Genomic DNA, 14,530 nt, shown 5'->3' on the forward strand with positions numbered 1-14,530 from the left:
TGGCCACTGCACTGTATATACTGCCAGTGTGCTGTATAAAAAGACAGGTGCCAATTCTATGAAACCCCTTACCCCCCGCCAGGCCGAAGTGCTGGAGCTGATCAAGGTGAATATGAGCGAAACCGGTATGCCGCCGACTCGTGCCGAGATTGCCCAGAAGCTTGGTTTCAAGTCGGCCAATGCGGCCGAAGAACATCTGAAGGCCCTGGCCAAAAAAGGGGTCATCGAGATCATGCCGGGCACGTCCCGCGGCATTCGCCTGTTGCTCGAAGAGGAAGAGGTGCTGGAGGAGAGCGGCCTGCCGCTTATCGGCAAGGTCGCTGCCGGTGAACCCATCCTGGCTCAGGAGCATATCGAGAGCCACTATCAGGTTGATCCTACCCTGTTCCACCCGCGCGCAGATTTTCTGCTGCGGGTGCAGGGGATGAGCATGAAGAACATCGGTATTCTGGATGGCGATCTGCTGGCGGTGCACAAGACCCAGGAGGTGCGCAACGGTCAGGTGGTAGTGGCCCGTCTCGATGAGGATGTCACCGTCAAGCGCTTCCAGCGCAAGGGCAGTCAGGTATGGCTGCTACCGGAAAATGAAGAGCTCTCCCCCATCGAGGTGGACCTCTCCTGCCAGCAGCTCACCATCGAAGGGCTGGCGGTCGGGGTGATCCGCAACGCCGACTGGATGTAATCCTCCCCGCCAACTGCGTTTGCCACACGGCCTCCTTCGGGAGGCCGTGCTGTTTCTGGCGCACTTTCCCTGTCATATCAAACAGATCATCGGCGGCGGCATTTTTGTCCTGCGCGACCGGCTACCAATCATCCATTTCAGATATATGCTCAGATCAGTGCCCTGTCGCCGAGACAGGGCTTGGCACCTCCCTCTGACCATCACAATGCATCGGTACGGAAGGGCCGGTAACAACGAGAATAGGGCAGTACACCTTCACGGGATATGAAGGGGGAGTGGGGAGATCCCGAGCCTTGTCGGGCAAAGGGAACCACTCGTAATGGTTGCAGATAGTCGTGACGGGCCTGTTCCCAGTTCAGGCCGACGAAGCAACATGACCTGTCGGTCAAGGAGGACTGGTATGGCATCAAGATCGCCATGGGATTCAGAGGCTGGGGCTGCGCCAGCGGAATCGTCAATCACCCGTTTCGTCAAAGGTAGCCGGATGACCTGGTTTTACGGTCTCTGGCTGCACCATCGTGGTTCGCACTGGACGCTCTGGCTGGGATGTCCGAAAGAGAAGGTGGTACGTCTGGTGTTGCTGTTCAAGCGTGGTCACGGTGATCGCCAGGGGGAAGAGGGCTGGCTGGCCCCCGTGATTCCCATCGGCGTGCGGGCCATCGGCAAGATGTTGCAGCAGGGGCGTAACGCTCGCCCCTGAGCAGAAGAGACAAACAAATCCATCCATAACCGGCACCCGAGGGGGCCGGTTTTTTTATGGCCGCAACTGGCGATTAATTATGCCAAATGGTCGACTCCTGACAGGGCATTGCACAAGGTTGAACCACCTTGGCGGCTCGCTGGGGTACAATGCCCCTCTCTTGTCCGGTCACTGCTGGCCATCTGCCTCGAACTGAAAGGGTCTCTTGTTATGATGAAGCTCCGCTATCCCCTGCTCTTTCTGCTGCTGACAGCCTGCCTGATCCTGGTGTTCTACGCCACGCAGCCAGAGCAGCCGGAACAGGCCGACTACTATCCGGCGGGGCGGGACATCAACGATTTTGTCTTTACCGATGCGGACAACCAGCCGTTCACCCCTGCCAACTTGAAGGGGCACTGGACTTTCCTGTTCGTCGGCTACACCTTCTGCCCCGATATCTGCCCCACCACCCTGGCAGATATGCGCTCCGTCTATGACCAGCTGAAGAAGATGGCGCCCGACAGTCAGGTGGTGTTTATCTCGGCGGATCCCCAGCGTGACGACATTCCCCGTCTCAAGACCTATACCGCCTTCTTTAATCCCGAATTCAAGGCGGCCACTGCCCCCCACGACAAGCTGTTCCCGTTCGTGCGCAATCTGGGGCTGATCTACTCCATCGCCAATCAGGGGGAGAAGGATTACCTGATCGATCACTCCGCCTCCATCGTGCTCATCAATCCCAAGGGCAAGCTGCAGGCGGTATTCCGCCCGCAGGTGGCGCCGGGTCAGGTGCCCCGGGTGCAGATGGCCACCATGCTCTCTGACTTCGCCCGCATTCTGAAGCTGGCAGGCCACTGAGCGTGACCCCAGCTGTTGCCCCCTGGTGGCGAGATCCCTCTCGCCACCGCGCCGTCTTTGCGCTCGCACTGCCCATGGTTTTCTCCAATATCACCACCCCCTTGCTGGGGCTGGTGGACACCTGGGTGATCGGTCATCTCGGTCAGGCCTGGTTTCTGGGGGGCGTTTCGGTCGGTGCAACCCTGATCAACCTCATTTTCTGGCTGCTCGGCTTTTTGCGGATGTCGACCACCGGCCTGACGGCGCAGGCGCACGGCGCCGCCGATGGTCGTGCCCAGCTCGATACCCTGCTGCGGGCGCTGGGGCTGGCCATTGCTCTCGGTCTGGCGCTGCTGTTGTTGCTCTTCCCCCTGTTGCCACGACTGATCGCCCTGAGTGGCGGCTCGCCCGAGGTGCAGCTTTATGCGGGCCAATATGTGGCGGTGCGGATCTGGAGCGCCCCGGCGGCGCTCTGCAATCTGGTGGTCATGGGCTGGCTGTTGGGGATGCAGGATGCCCGCAGCCCCATGGTAATGTTGATCCTCACCAATCTGGTCAATATGGCGCTCGATGCTCTGTTTGTGCTGGGGCTCGGCTGGCAGGTGCGGGGTGTGGCGGCGGCCTCGGTCATGGCGGACTACTGCGCGCTGGCGGTCGGGATCTGGCTGGTACGCCGTCAGCTGCGGCAACTGGCGCCGACGGTGTGGCAGGATGGCTGGCAGCGCTGGCGGCAGCTTGCGCCCATGGTGCGGTTGCTCGGCCTCAACCGCGATATCTTTCTGCGCTCCCTCTGTTTGCAGCTCTGTTTCGCCTTCATGACTCTGCAAGGGGCACGACTGGGGGATGTGGCGGTGGCCGCCAATGCGGTGCTGCTCAACTTCCTGATGCTTATCTCCTACGGACTCGATGGTTTTGCCTATGCGGTGGAGGCCATGGTAGGACGAGCCATCGGTCAGCGGGATCGGCAGAAACTGCGGGAGGCCATCGTGCTCAATCTGGGCTGGGCCGCCCTCATTGCCAGTGGTTTTACCCTGGTGTTTGCCCTCTTTGGTAGCCACCTTATCGGCTATATCACCGACATTCCGGCCGTGGTGGCGGAGGCAAATCGTCAGCTTCCCTGGCTGATCGCCATGCCCTTGCTGGCGGTCTGGTGCTTCCTGCTGGATGGCGTATTTATCGGGGCGACCCGGGCGCGGGAGATGCGCAACAGCATGTTGCTGGCCGCGTTTGGCGGCTTCTTCCCGATCTGGTGGCTCTGTCAGTCGTGGGGCGTGGCCGCGTTATGGGCGGCGATGGCGGCGCTGATGGTGGGGCGCGGTCTGTCGCTGGGGGTCACTTGCTGGCGGCTGGAGCGCAGCGGGCATCTGCTCGACGCCCGCCACTGATCATCGGTGGCGCTTACATGGCACCGTCGTAGCCGAGCTGGCGCCAGCTCTCGTAGACAAAGACAGACACCGCGTTGGAGAGGTTCATGCTGCGGCTCTGGGGCACCATAGGGATGCGCAGCCGCTGCTCGAATGGCAGACTCTCGATGATCTCGATGGGCAGGCCGCGACTCTCCGGGCCAAACAGCAGGGCGTCGCCAAGGGCATATTGTGCTGCCGAGTGCGCGGTGCGCCCCTTGGTGGTGCAGGCAAACACCCGCTTGGGCGCCACGGCGGCCAGAAAGGCCTCATAGCTCGGCCAGCGCTTCACCTCGGCAAACTCGTGATAGTCGAGTCCCGCCCGCTTTACCCGCTTGTCATCCCACTCAAATCCCAGCGGCTCGATCAGATGGAGCCGGTAACCGGTATTGGCGCAGAGCCGGATGATATTGCCGGTGTTGGGCGGAATTTCCGGCTGGTAGAGGACGATATCGAGCATGACGAGCTCCTGCAAAGAGGTGTAAAGCCAAGAAGGGGCGCCAGCATACCCAGCGCCCGTCCGGATGAAAAGGATCAGGCGATGGGCAAGCGGATGGTGATGGTCAGCCCGGTGGGGTGATTGTTGCTGGCCGCAATGGTGCCGCCGTGGCGCTGTATTGCCTCCGAGGCGATGGCCAGCCCCAGCCCGGTGCCGCCAGTCTTGGCGTTGCGGGCGTCATCGACCCGGAAGAAGGGCTGGAACAGCAGCGCCTGCTGCTCGTCTGGCACCCCTGGGCCGTCATCCCGAATGGTCATCACCCACTCCAGTCCCTCCCGATACCAGTCCACCTTGATGAACTCGCGGGCATATTTGAGGGCGTTGCGCAGGGGGTTCTCCACGGCCCGGGCCAGCAGCTCGGGCCACATCTGGATCGACTCTGCGGGCAGCGGCGGCAGTCTGAGCTGTTTGCCACTCTGATTCGCTTCGAACATGGCATCTTCGAGGATGGGTTCCAGCAGGTCGGCCAGCGGATGTACCACCGGCGCCTCCACATGCTGCTGCACTCGCGACAGATCCAGCAGATCGCCGATCAGCTTGTCCAGCCGTCCGATCTCCGATTCGATCCGCGCCAGCTCGGCGCTGTCACCCTGCTTGCGGCGGATCAGCGCCTGCGCCAGTTGCATCCGGGTGAGGGGGCTGCGCAGCTCGTGGGAGATATCGGAAAGCAGCTGTTTCTGCTTCTGGATCATGCTCTTGAGTGTCTCCACCATGCGGCTGACGTTATCCGCCAGCTGACCGATCTCGTCGCCCCGTCCCAGGTTGGGGATCTGTACCTCCAGATTGCCAGCCGCCAGTTGGGAGACCGACTTCTGCAACTGCAGGATGGGGCGGGTCAGCCGCCAGGCGAGCAGCAGGCAGAGCGGGGTGCTGACCAGCATTGATATGCCCAGAATGCGGATCGGGTGATCCAGCACCTGTATGAACAGGAACAGGTAGGGGTTCTCGGCATTGAGGCCGAAATAGACGTGATAGCGATGGCCGCGGTGCTCCATCAGGAAGGGACCAGCGATCGCCTTGCGATCCTCGTTGCCCAGCATGGGGTTGGCCGGGTCATCGGCGTCCACCATAAAGCGCACCACAAACTTGCGCGGATGGGTGGTGGACTGGATCTGCCCCCTCTCGTCGCGCAGGTAGACATTGTCCACCGGGAGCATGGCGATCTTGTCCATCGTTTTGGCCAGATCGAAATCCTGATTCGGATCGGCAGCGTTGAGCAGGGCCTGCACATTTTTCTGCATTCGCACCGCCTCATGGGTCGGCAGCGGGATCTGGTTGCGAGGATCCAGAGTGGGCAGGCTGATCACGGCGGCCAGCATCACCAGCAGCATGAACCAGAACCAGAGGAAGATGTGGGTCGATATGCCGTTGAGGGAGCTGGTACTCTTTATTCTTGCTCTAGCCACAGGTAACCGCGCCCCCGTACGGTTTTGAAGCGGGGCTGGCCATCACTGCGGTCCGGCAGCTTCTTGCGCAGGTTGCTCAGGTGCATGTCGATGGCCCGATCGAAGGGCTCCAGCTTCTTGCCAAGCACCTGTTCGGAGAGGTGGCTCTTGCTGACAATCTGGCCGGGATTGCGCAGCAGGCACTCCAGCAGCCCGAATTCGGTGGCGGTCAGCTCCAGCAGTTGTACGCCGCAGCGGGCCTGCTGCAGGCCGGGTTGCAGCACGATATCCATGAAGTGCACTTCGTCGGAGGAGCTGCCACGCTGGGGCGGGGCACTCTGGGTACGACGCAGGATGGCGCGAACCCGGGCCAGCAGCTCCCGATCGTCGAACGGCTTGGCCAGATAGTCGTCGGCACCCGCTTCCAGACCGTTAACCCGATCCTGGCTGTCGCCACGAGCGGTCAACATCAGCACCGGGGTTTCATGGGTCTTGCGCAGCTTGGTCAGCATGGCAAAGCCGTTGAGCTTGGGCATCATCACATCCAGCAACACCAGATCGAAGCTCTGCTCCGCCAGCCGTTGCAGCCCCTCTTCACCATCCTCGGCGACCGTGACCTGAAATCCCTCCAGGGTCAGAATTTCGGTGAGCAGCTGGGTCAATTCAAGATCGTCGTCGACCAGGAGTATTCTGTTCATCGGGTGTTATTCCGCAGATTTTCGCGCCAAACTGACGCCGGGGTCAGGGTATAATAAGTTTTTCATCGCCAGAGGAAAGCCGGTTTTGAGCCATCAACAATATTCCCGTTGGGTTACCTTTGCCAGCATGGCGGCGGTTACCACTGCAACCTTGCTGATCACCGGCAAGCTGATCGCCTGGCTGATGACAGACTCGTCGACCCTGCTGGCGTCGCTCACCGACTCCTTCATGGATGTGAGTGCCTCCATCATCAACCTGCTGGCCATTCGCTATGCGCTGGCCCCCGCCGATGATGAACACCGCTTCGGTCACGGCAAGGCGGAGTCTCTGGCGGGGCTGATCCAGTCGGCCTTTATCTCCGGTTCCGCATTGCTGCTGGTGATGCACGGCATCTCCTCCCTGCTCAAACAGGCACCTATTGAACGGTTAGAGGCGGGTCTCTGGGTTAGTGGCGGTTCCATTGTGCTGACCCTGCTGCTGGTCAGTTTCCAGAGTTTCGTTATTCGCAAGACCAACAGCGTGGCCATCAAGGCGGACATGTTGCACTACCGCTCCGATCTGCTGCTCAACGCCGGTGTCTTGCTGGCGCTGGTGCTGGCGGGGCAGGGGTGGTACTGGGCTGACGGCCTGTTTGCCATCCTGATCGGGTTGTTCCTGTTGTGGGGGGCGGGACATATCGGCTACGAGTCGGTGCAGGCCCTGCTCGATCGTCAGTTGCCAGCGGAAGAACAAGCGAGAATAATGGCCCTCTGCTGCGCCGTCGAAGGGGTACACGGCGTACATGACCTGCGCACCCGTCAATCCGGGCCGACCCGATTCGTACAGTTGCATCTGGAACTGGATGATCAGATCCCCCTGGTCAAGGCCCATCAGATCGCCGATGAAGCCGAGCTGGCGGTTCGCCAGGCATTCGAGCGGATGGATGTCATCATCCACATGGACCCCATCTCGGTGCTGACAAAAGAACAACAGAGCCCTCACCCAGAACAACAGTAGGCTGCAACATGGATGAACTGGTTGCCAAAACTTGGCACAAAATTCAGCAAGAAGCGGAGTGCATGGCGGCCCAGGAGCCGATGCTGGCCAGCTTCTTCCACTCCACCATTCTCAATCACAAGAATCTGCGTTCGGCGCTGAGCTTCCAGCTGGCCAACAAACTCGACAGCGCCACCATGCCCGCCATCGCCCTGCGCGAGGTGATCGAGCTGGCCCTGCGCAGCGAGCCCGAGCTGCTGACGGTAGTGGCGGCCGACATCTGCGCCGTGCAGGAGCGCGATCCTGCGGTCGACCTCTTCTCCACCCCGCTGCTCTACCTCAAGGGGTTCCATGCCCTGCAGGGGTATCGGGTCGCCAACTGGCTGTGGCGTCAGGGGCGCCGCTCGCTGGCTCTTTATCTGCAGAACCAGATCTCGGTGGTGTTCGGGGTGGATGTGCACCCGGCCGCCCGCATCGGCAAGGGCATCATGTTTGACCATGCCACCGGCATAGTGGTCGGCGAGACGGCGGTGATTGAAGATGATGTCTCCATCCTGCAGAGCGTTACCCTCGGTGGTACCGGCAAGGAGAGCGGCGATCGCCACCCCAAGATCCGCGAAGGGGTGATGATAGGGGCGGGCGCCAAGGTGCTCGGCAATATCGAAGTGGGCGTGGGTGCCAAAATCGGCGCCGGCAGCGTGGTGATCAACCCGGTGCCACCTCATACCACGGTTGCTGGCGTACCCGCCAAGATCGTCGGCCGTCCGGAGTGCGACAAGCCTTCACTGGATATGGATCAGTGTCTCTGATCTCCTGACCGGAGGCGTCGATGGCCAAACGCTGGTCGGGTTATCTGATTTTGGGGATGTGGCTGCTCAACCTGCTTCATCTCTATCTGGGTCTCTCCCCCTGGCCCGCGGCCATTGCAGCCTGGGGGGCGTCACTGCTCACCTGGCCCTGGCTGGTAGGGGCCGCCAGGCGGCAGGCGCTGGCCCTGTATAGTGCCGCCCTGCTGCTGTTGATCTTCTCCTGGTGGCAGGGCGCGACCCTCATTGCCGGTGACTGGCTGCTGCCCAATATCAATATGCTCACCATGTTTGCCGCGGTGAGCACCCTCAACCTTGCCACTTCCGGCTTGCTGACCGGCACCACCTCCTGGACCGGGCGCAAGGGGCTGTGGAGCACCATGGCCAGCCTCAATCTGCTGGGGGCGGTCATCAATCTCTCGGTGCTCTTTATCATCGGCGATCGGCTGGAGCGTAATGGCACCCTGGAGCGGCGTCAGGTGATGGTGCTGAGCCGGATTTTCTGTGCCGCCGCCTTCTGGTCACCCTTCTTTGTCGCCATGGCGGTGGCGCTCACCTATGCGCCGGGCTTGCAGCTCTCCCATATTCTGCCGCTCGGGATCCTCGCCGCCTTGCTGGCGATGGGGCTGACTGCCTGGCAGGTGGAGAGGATCGGAGTGGCCGACTTTGCCGGTTATCCGCTGCGGTTGCAGACACTGGGGTTGCCGGTCACGCTGGCGTTGCTGGTACTGCTCATCAAGCAGATCTGGCCCCAGCTCGGCATTCTGGCGGTGATCGCACTGGTGGCCCCGCTGCTGGCGCTGCTCTTTATGCCGAGGGCCGGGCGCAAGGCGGCCCTCAAGCGGCAGGTGGTGGAGCGTTTCCCCGCCATCGGCGGTCAGCTGGTGCTGTTTCTGGGGGCCGGTTTGTTGGCGGCAGGCATCAACAGTGCGCTGTCGGTCATCGATTTCGGTGCCGGTCACGGCCTGCCGCTGTTCAACCACTTTGGCTGGCTGGAGGCATCCCTCACTCTGCTGCTGATCCTGCTGGTGGCCATCGTCGGGGTACATCCGCTCATCAGTATCTCCGGGCTGGCGCCGCTACTCTGGCCGCTGGCGCCGGATCCCAGCCTGCTCGGCATGTGTTTCCTGCTGGGATGGGGGCTTGCCACCGGCACCAGTCCGCTCTCCGGCTCCAATCTGGCGCTGGCCTCACGCTACAACCTCAGTGCCGGGCTGATCCTGCGCTGGAACCTGCTCTACGGCCTGCTGATGTATGTGGTCGCCTGTCTGTTGCTGGGGGCTTATATCGCCTTGCATGGATAACGGCGATTCCGTCGAGAGGGTGCAAATGATGCGCGGGCGGCGGGGTCTTTTACGCACGGTTCAGTGTGTTGTCGCGGCTCGGGCGCAGGATGCGAGAAAAATAGACGCATATTTAGACAATACATCTATGGAAGGCGCATTTTACAGCGCACTGGCTTGTTTGTGCCGATGCGCTCGGGGTATGCTGGCTTCACGCGCTTGAATCGCCCTCTGTGGGGCATCGCAATTGAACAAACAGGTATGCATATGTCACTAGAAGTCCTTGAGCAACTCGAATCCAAAGTACAATCCGCTGTCGACAACATCTCCCTGCTGAAGATGGAGCTGGACGAGCTGAAAGAACAGAACAGCAAGCTGCAAGACGAGAACCATCAGCTGCGTAACGAGCACGCTGCATGGCAGGAGCGTCTGCGTGCCCTGCTGGGTAAAATGGATCAGATGGGCGAAACCATCTAATTCATCGCCTTCAGGCAGAATTGAAAACGGGCCGCTCTATGAGCGGCCCGTCTATTTTTGTTTTGGCGGGATGGGAATTACAGCGCCAGCAGTTGTTTGACTGTCTTCTCGATGCCGTCCGCGGCTTCGACTATGTTGTTGGCCAGCATGTAGGCGGGGGTGGAGATCACCTTGCGCTCCTGATCCACCACAAACTCGTTGACCGGGCAGTTGAGATGGCTGCCACCCATCTCCTCGATGGCGTTGGCGGTACCCTCGTCATGGCCGATGGTCGCCAGCGTTCCAGCACCATATATCAGCGGGATCATGGCGGGCGCGATGCAGATATAGGCGGCCGGTTTATTGGCTTTGGCAAAGCTCTGGCACGCTTTCAGCACATCGGGCTGGATCTGGCATTCGGCGCCCCTGATTGCGAAGTCGCACAGGTTTTTGGCAGCGCCAAAGCCGCCGGGCACCAGCAGGGCGTCATAATCTACCGCATCCAGCTCGGCCACATCCTTGATCTGGCCACGGCAGATGCGGGCCGCTTCGACCAACACGTTGCGGCTCTCTCCCTTGCTCACTTCACCGGTCAGGTGGTTGATGACATGGAGCTGCGCCACGTTCGGGGCGAAGCACTGGACGGCGGCTCCCTGACGGGCCAGCGCCAGCAGGCTGATGACGGCCTCATGGATTTCGGCTCCGTCAAAGACACCGCAGCCACTCAAAATCACGGCCACTTTTTTCATGGCAAACTCCTCGTTGTTGAAAATGTGAGCCAGGATGGATTGTTGTACTTTTGTATGGTTATCGCTCGCCCTCCGCTGGTCAAGTCATCTTGCTGTGCTAGGATTGTTTCGTTTTGGATCCTGCCGTACCTACTCCCTTAAATCTTTTTCCACATTGATCGAGATCATTCTAACTGTCTCATGATCGGTTTTTACGATCTCAACGCATTGTTTTTAATGGCTTTTTATATTCTTATGCACAGTTTTATCACTGTGCGCTCTGATGCGCCCCATTTTTGAACACAGAGTTATCCACAGATTGAGTCCCTTTATCAGGCGCTGTGTGCTGTTGCTGCGCCCCTTGGTGTGAGGGGGGCCCTGTGGCATCCTAGCGGCTGTTTATCTCTGGCAGGACGATTTCATGGCCCCTAGCAACCCCCTTATTCTGGTCGACGGCTCCTCTTATCTTTACCGCGCCTTCTTCGCCTCCCAGCAGGCCGATCTGCGCACATCGACCGGTTTGCCGAGCGGCGCCGTCCGTGTCATGGCCAACATGATGCGCAGCCTGCGCAAGCAATATCCTGACTGTCATGTGGCCGTGGTGTTTGATGCCAAGGGCAAGACCTTCCGCGATGACATCTATCCCGAGTACAAGGCGACCCGCGCCAGCATGCCGGACGATCTGCGCAGCCAGGTTGCCCCGATCCACCAGATGATCAAGGCGATGGGTTTCCCCTTCCTGATGGTGGAGGGGGTGGAGGCCGACGACGTGATCGGCACCCTGGCCCGCCAGGCGACCGAGAAGCAGCTGCCGGTCCTGATCAGCACCGGTGACAAGGATATGGCACAGCTGGTCTCCGACCATGTCACCCTGATCGACACCATGAAAGATGTGAAGACCGATCGGGAAGGGGTGATCGAGAAGTTCGGCGTGCCGCCCGAGCTCATCATCGACTACCTGGCCCTGATGGGTGACAAGGTCGACAACATTCCCGGCATGACCGGTGTCGGCGAGAAGACCGCACTGGCTCTGCTGCAGGGGATTGGCAGCATCGACGAGATCGCCGCCAACCTCGACAAGGTTGCCGCCCTCGGCTTCCGAGGCTCCAAGGCGTTCGCCGACAAGTTCCGCGAGCAGGAGGAGCAGGTTCGTCTCTCCTATCGACTGGCGACCATCAAGACTGACGTCGAACTGGAACAGAGTCTGGAAGAGCTGCTGCTCAAGCCGGTCGACAAGGAGTCCCTGCTGGCGGTCTATCGCGAATACGAGCTGCGCAACCTGATCAAGGAGCTGGAATCCGGTGGTGAAGAGGGCAGCGAGAGCGCCGGACAAGACGAGGCTGGCGATGACAACACCGCTCCGGTTGCCGCCATCGAAACCGACTACCGCTGCATTCTGGATGAAGCCGAGTTTGACGGCTGGCTGGAGCAGCTGAAAGCGGCACCGCTGTTTGCCTTCGATACCGAAACCACCAGTCTCGACTATATGGAGGCGCGGATCGTCGGTGTCTCCTTCGCGGTTGAGCCGGGCAAGGCTGCTTATGTGCCGTTTGGCCACGACTATCTGGGGGCACCGGTACAGCTGAGCGAGGCCGTGGTGTTGGGCAAGCTCAAGCCGCTGCTGGAAGATCCGACCCGTCTCAAGGTGGGGCAGAACCTCAAGTACGATCGCAACGTGCTGCTCAACCATGACATCGACCTGCAGGGCATTGCCTACGACACCATGCTCGAATCCTATGTGCTCAACTCCACCGCCAGTCGCCACGATATGGATTCGCTGGCCAAGCGTTACCTCGGGGTCGAGACCACCTCCTTTGAAGATATCGCGGGCAAAGGGGTGAAACAGCTCACCTTCAACCAGATCGAGCTGGAGCAGGCCGCCCCCTATGCGGCGGAAGATGCCGATATCACCCTGCGTCTGCACCAGACCCTGTGGGGTCAGCTGGAGGCCGTGCCGGGTCTCGCCAGGGTATTCAGCGAGATCGAACTGCCCCTGCTGCCAGTGCTGGCGCGGATGGAGTTGCTCGGCACCACTATCGATCCCAAGTTGCTGCACCAGCAGAGCCAGGAGATCGAGCTGCGGTTGGCGGAGCTGGAGAAGCAGGCTCACGAGCTGGCCGGGCAGGAGTTCAACCTCTCCTCACCCAAGCAGCTTGGGGAGATCCTCTTCACCAAGCTGGGCCTGCCGATCATCAAAAAGACTCCGAAGGGGGCACCGTCCACCGCAGAAGAGGTGCTGGCCGAGCTGGCGGAGACCTACGAGCTGCCGCAACTGCTGATGGAGCATCGTGGGCTGGCCAAGCTCAAGTCCACCTACACCGACAAGTTGCCGCTGATGATCAAGGCGCAAACCGGGCGGGTACACACCTCCTATCATCAGGCGGTAGCGGCTACGGGCCGTTTGTCATCATCTGATCCCAACCTGCAGAACATCCCGGTGCGCAACGAGCAGGGGCGCCGGATCCGTCAGGCCTTCATCCCGAGCGCCGGTTACAAGCTGGTGGCGGCGGACTACTCCCAGATCGAGCTGCGCATCATGGCGCACCTTTCCGGTGACAAGGGGCTGCTGACCGCCTTTGCCGAGGGCAAGGACATCCACAAGGCGACTGCCGCCGAGGTGTTCGGCGTGGCGCTCGATGCGGTCACCACCGACATGCGCCGCAGCGCCAAGGCGATCAACTTCGGCCTTATCTACGGCATGAGCGCCTTCGGTTTGGCCAAGCAGCTGGGGATCGGTCGTGCCGAAGCGCAGAAGTACATGGATCTCTACTTCGAGCGCTACCCGGGTGTGCTGGAGTATATGGAGCGTACTCGTCAGCAGGCGGAAGCCCAGGGGTATGTCGAGACCCTGTTTGGTCGTCGCCTCTATCTGCCGGATATTAAGTCCCGCAACGCCGGTCTGCGCAAGGCAGCCGAGCGGGCCGCCATCAACGCCCCGATGCAGGGCACGGCCGCCGATATCATCAAGCGCGCCATGATCAACGTGGATAGCTGGATCCGCGGTATCGAGGATGAGTCGATCCGCATGCTGATGCAGGTACACGATGAACTGGTGTTCGAGATCCGCGAAGAGAAGCTGGAGGAGTACACCGCCATCATCAAGGAGAAGATGTCGGCCGCAGCCGAACTGCATGTGCCGCTGCTGGTTGAAGCGGGTACCGGTGACAACTGGGATCAGGCCCACTGATTTCCGGTCAGCCGTTCTGCACGGCTATATAGCTATATAAGAAGCGAAGCCCGGCATCATGCCGGGCTTCCTGTTTCTGCCAGCCCTATCAGGTCTCTTGCAGATACTCATCCTTGAGCAGGACATAGTTGTCCGCCGAGGTCTTGAGGAAGGCGATCTCGGCGGGCTTGAGCGGGCGAGCCTGTTTGACGGGATTACCTATATATAGAAAGCCTGATTCGAGTCGCTTGCCCGGTGGCACCAGCGAACCTGCGCCGATCATCACATCATCTTCAACCACGACGCCATCAAGCAGAATGGCACCCATGCCGACCAGCACCCGGTTGCCGATGGTGCAGCCGTGCAGCATCGCCTTATGGCCGACCGTGACATCCTCACCGATCAGCAGCGGATAGCCGGTCGGGTTGCTGGCGCTCTTGCGAGTCAGGTGCAGCACAGTGCCGTCCTGAATATTGCTGCGGGCGCCGATGCGGATATGGTTCACATCCCCCCGCGCCGCCACCATGGGCCAGATGCTGGCATCATCGGCCAACTCGATATCGCCCACCAGTGTTGCGCAGGGGTCTACATACACCCGTTTGCCCAGTTGTGGGCGTTTTTCCTTGTAAGGTCTCAGTCGCAAGTCCATCTTGGCCTCCTTGTTTTCGGCCATTCTAGCAACCTGGAACTCATTTCTGTGGATAAGTTTGTATAAAAGCTGTGGTTGGAGATGAATAACTAAAAAAGTGCAGTTTTTTGCAATTTTATTGCAGGAGAGGGGTTGCCAGAAAGAATCTGTTCCCTATAATGCGCCTCCATCGACAGGGCAAGCGGCAACGCAAACAACCTCGTCGATAACCTCGAAAAGCCTTTGAAAATAAGGCTTGACTCGAGAAGGCGGTTGAGTAGAATTCCACTCCCGCAGCAACACA

Annotated in this window: 14 protein-coding genes; 9 read left to right on the plus strand and 5 right to left on the minus strand. The window is 60.3% G+C overall.

Annotation, left to right across the window (positions count from 1 at the left end):
• Positions 1-58 precede the first annotated feature (58 nt).
• The 4 genes from lexA (at position 59) to dinF (ending at position 3,583) form a co-directional block, all read left to right on the plus strand.
• Complete coding sequence (lexA, locus tag G5287_RS19620; protein WP_139433841.1) at positions 59-682, plus strand: transcriptional repressor LexA; 624 nt, start codon at positions 59-61, stop codon at positions 680-682.
• Between the two features lie 484 nt (positions 683-1,166).
• Positions 1,167-1,382 (plus strand): hypothetical protein, encoded by a 216-nt coding sequence (locus tag G5287_RS19625; protein WP_019446524.1) that lies wholly within the window; start codon positions 1,167-1,169, stop codon positions 1,380-1,382.
• A gap of 210 nt (positions 1,383-1,592) precedes the next feature.
• Positions 1,593-2,219: an SCO family protein gene (locus G5287_RS19630; RefSeq protein ID WP_158114375.1), complete on the plus strand. Its 627-nt coding sequence runs from the start codon at positions 1,593-1,595 to the stop codon at positions 2,217-2,219.
• 2 nt (positions 2,220-2,221) lie between these two features.
• Positions 2,222-3,583 (plus strand): MATE family efflux transporter DinF, encoded by a 1,362-nt coding sequence (dinF, locus tag G5287_RS19635; RefSeq protein WP_227341730.1) that lies wholly within the window; start codon positions 2,222-2,224, stop codon positions 3,581-3,583.
• Between the two features lie 13 nt (positions 3,584-3,596).
• Here dinF and trmL read toward each other — a convergent pair whose 3' ends face one another.
• From trmL to G5287_RS19650, 3 genes are all read right to left on the minus strand, one after another.
• A complete protein-coding gene (gene trmL, locus G5287_RS19640) occupies positions 3,597-4,061 on the minus strand; it encodes a tRNA (uridine(34)/cytosine(34)/5-carboxymethylaminomethyluridine(34)-2'-O)-methyltransferase TrmL (RefSeq protein WP_005339545.1) in 465 nt (154 codons plus the stop codon).
• Positions 4,062-4,135: 74 nt separating this feature from the next.
• A complete protein-coding gene (locus G5287_RS19645; RefSeq protein ID WP_408082979.1) occupies positions 4,136-5,506 on the minus strand; it encodes an ATP-binding protein in 1,371 nt (456 codons plus the stop codon).
• Complete coding sequence (locus tag G5287_RS19650; RefSeq protein ID WP_227341731.1) at positions 5,488-6,183, minus strand: response regulator; 696 nt, start codon at positions 6,181-6,183, stop codon at positions 5,488-5,490. Before G5287_RS19650 ends, G5287_RS19645 begins: the two co-directional genes overlap by 19 nt.
• A gap of 85 nt (positions 6,184-6,268) precedes the next feature.
• Here G5287_RS19650 and G5287_RS19655 point away from each other — a divergent pair, with 85 nt between their 5' ends.
• From G5287_RS19655 to G5287_RS19670, 4 genes are all read left to right on the plus strand, one after another.
• On the plus strand, positions 6,269-7,180 hold the full coding sequence (locus tag G5287_RS19655; RefSeq protein ID WP_227341732.1) for a cation diffusion facilitator family transporter: 912 nt from the start codon (positions 6,269-6,271) through the stop codon (positions 7,178-7,180).
• Positions 7,181-7,188: 8 nt separating this feature from the next.
• Positions 7,189-7,968 (plus strand): serine O-acetyltransferase, encoded by a 780-nt coding sequence (cysE, locus tag G5287_RS19660; RefSeq protein ID WP_005339552.1) that lies wholly within the window; start codon positions 7,189-7,191, stop codon positions 7,966-7,968.
• A gap of 20 nt (positions 7,969-7,988) precedes the next feature.
• Positions 7,989-9,269, plus strand: a complete 1,281-nt coding sequence (locus tag G5287_RS19665; protein WP_421207252.1) for a hypothetical protein — start codon at positions 7,989-7,991, stop codon at positions 9,267-9,269.
• Positions 9,270-9,515: 246 nt separating this feature from the next.
• Entirely contained in the window at positions 9,516-9,725 is a 210-nt protein-coding gene (locus G5287_RS19670; protein WP_005342050.1) for a cell division protein ZapB, read from the plus strand.
• 77 nt (positions 9,726-9,802) lie between these two features.
• Here G5287_RS19670 and elbB read toward each other — a convergent pair whose 3' ends face one another.
• The gene (gene elbB / locus G5287_RS19675; protein WP_227341734.1) at positions 9,803-10,453 is read right to left on the minus strand and encodes an isoprenoid biosynthesis glyoxalase ElbB; all 651 of its coding nucleotides are present in this window, start codon (positions 10,451-10,453) and stop codon (positions 9,803-9,805) included.
• A gap of 400 nt (positions 10,454-10,853) precedes the next feature.
• Here elbB and polA point away from each other — a divergent pair, with 400 nt between their 5' ends.
• A complete protein-coding gene (polA, locus tag G5287_RS19680) occupies positions 10,854-13,619 on the plus strand; it encodes a DNA polymerase I (protein ID WP_304520348.1) in 2,766 nt (921 codons plus the stop codon).
• 88 nt (positions 13,620-13,707) lie between these two features.
• Here the strand turns inward: polA and G5287_RS19685 are convergent, their stop codons facing one another.
• Entirely contained in the window at positions 13,708-14,247 is a 540-nt protein-coding gene (locus tag G5287_RS19685; protein WP_164536713.1) for a gamma carbonic anhydrase family protein, read from the minus strand.
• Between the last annotated feature and the right edge of the window lie 283 nt (positions 14,248-14,530).

It is taken from the genome of Aeromonas sp. 603079 (genome assembly GCF_049172135.1).
GTDB lineage: Bacteria > Pseudomonadota > Gammaproteobacteria > Enterobacterales > Aeromonadaceae > Aeromonas > Aeromonas veronii.

Excerpts from the sequence above, each read along its gene's own strand:
- lexA (WP_139433841.1), top strand. The coding sequence starts at position 59 with ATGAAACCCCTTACCCCCCGCCAGGCCGAAGTGCTGGAGCTGATCAAG.
- G5287_RS19625 (WP_019446524.1), top strand. The coding sequence starts at position 1,167 with ATGACCTGGTTTTACGGTCTCTGGCTGCACCATCGTGGTTCGCACTGG.
- G5287_RS19630 (WP_158114375.1), top strand. The coding sequence starts at position 1,593 with ATGATGAAGCTCCGCTATCCCCTGCTCTTTCTGCTGCTGACAGCCTGC.
- trmL (WP_005339545.1), bottom strand. The coding sequence starts at position 4,061 with ATGCTCGATATCGTCCTCTACCAGCCGGAAATTCCGCCCAACACCGGC.
- G5287_RS19650 (WP_227341731.1), bottom strand. The coding sequence starts at position 6,183 with ATGAACAGAATACTCCTGGTCGACGACGATCTTGAATTGACCCAGCTG.
- cysE (WP_005339552.1), top strand. The coding sequence starts at position 7,189 with ATGGATGAACTGGTTGCCAAAACTTGGCACAAAATTCAGCAAGAAGCG.
- G5287_RS19665 (WP_421207252.1), top strand. The coding sequence starts at position 7,989 with ATGGCCAAACGCTGGTCGGGTTATCTGATTTTGGGGATGTGGCTGCTC.
- G5287_RS19670 (WP_005342050.1), top strand. The coding sequence starts at position 9,516 with ATGTCACTAGAAGTCCTTGAGCAACTCGAATCCAAAGTACAATCCGCT.
- elbB (WP_227341734.1), bottom strand. The coding sequence starts at position 10,453 with ATGAAAAAAGTGGCCGTGATTTTGAGTGGCTGCGGTGTCTTTGACGGA.
- polA (WP_304520348.1), top strand. The coding sequence starts at position 10,854 with ATGGCCCCTAGCAACCCCCTTATTCTGGTCGACGGCTCCTCTTATCTT.
- G5287_RS19685 (WP_164536713.1), bottom strand. The coding sequence starts at position 14,247 with ATGGACTTGCGACTGAGACCTTACAAGGAAAAACGCCCACAACTGGGC.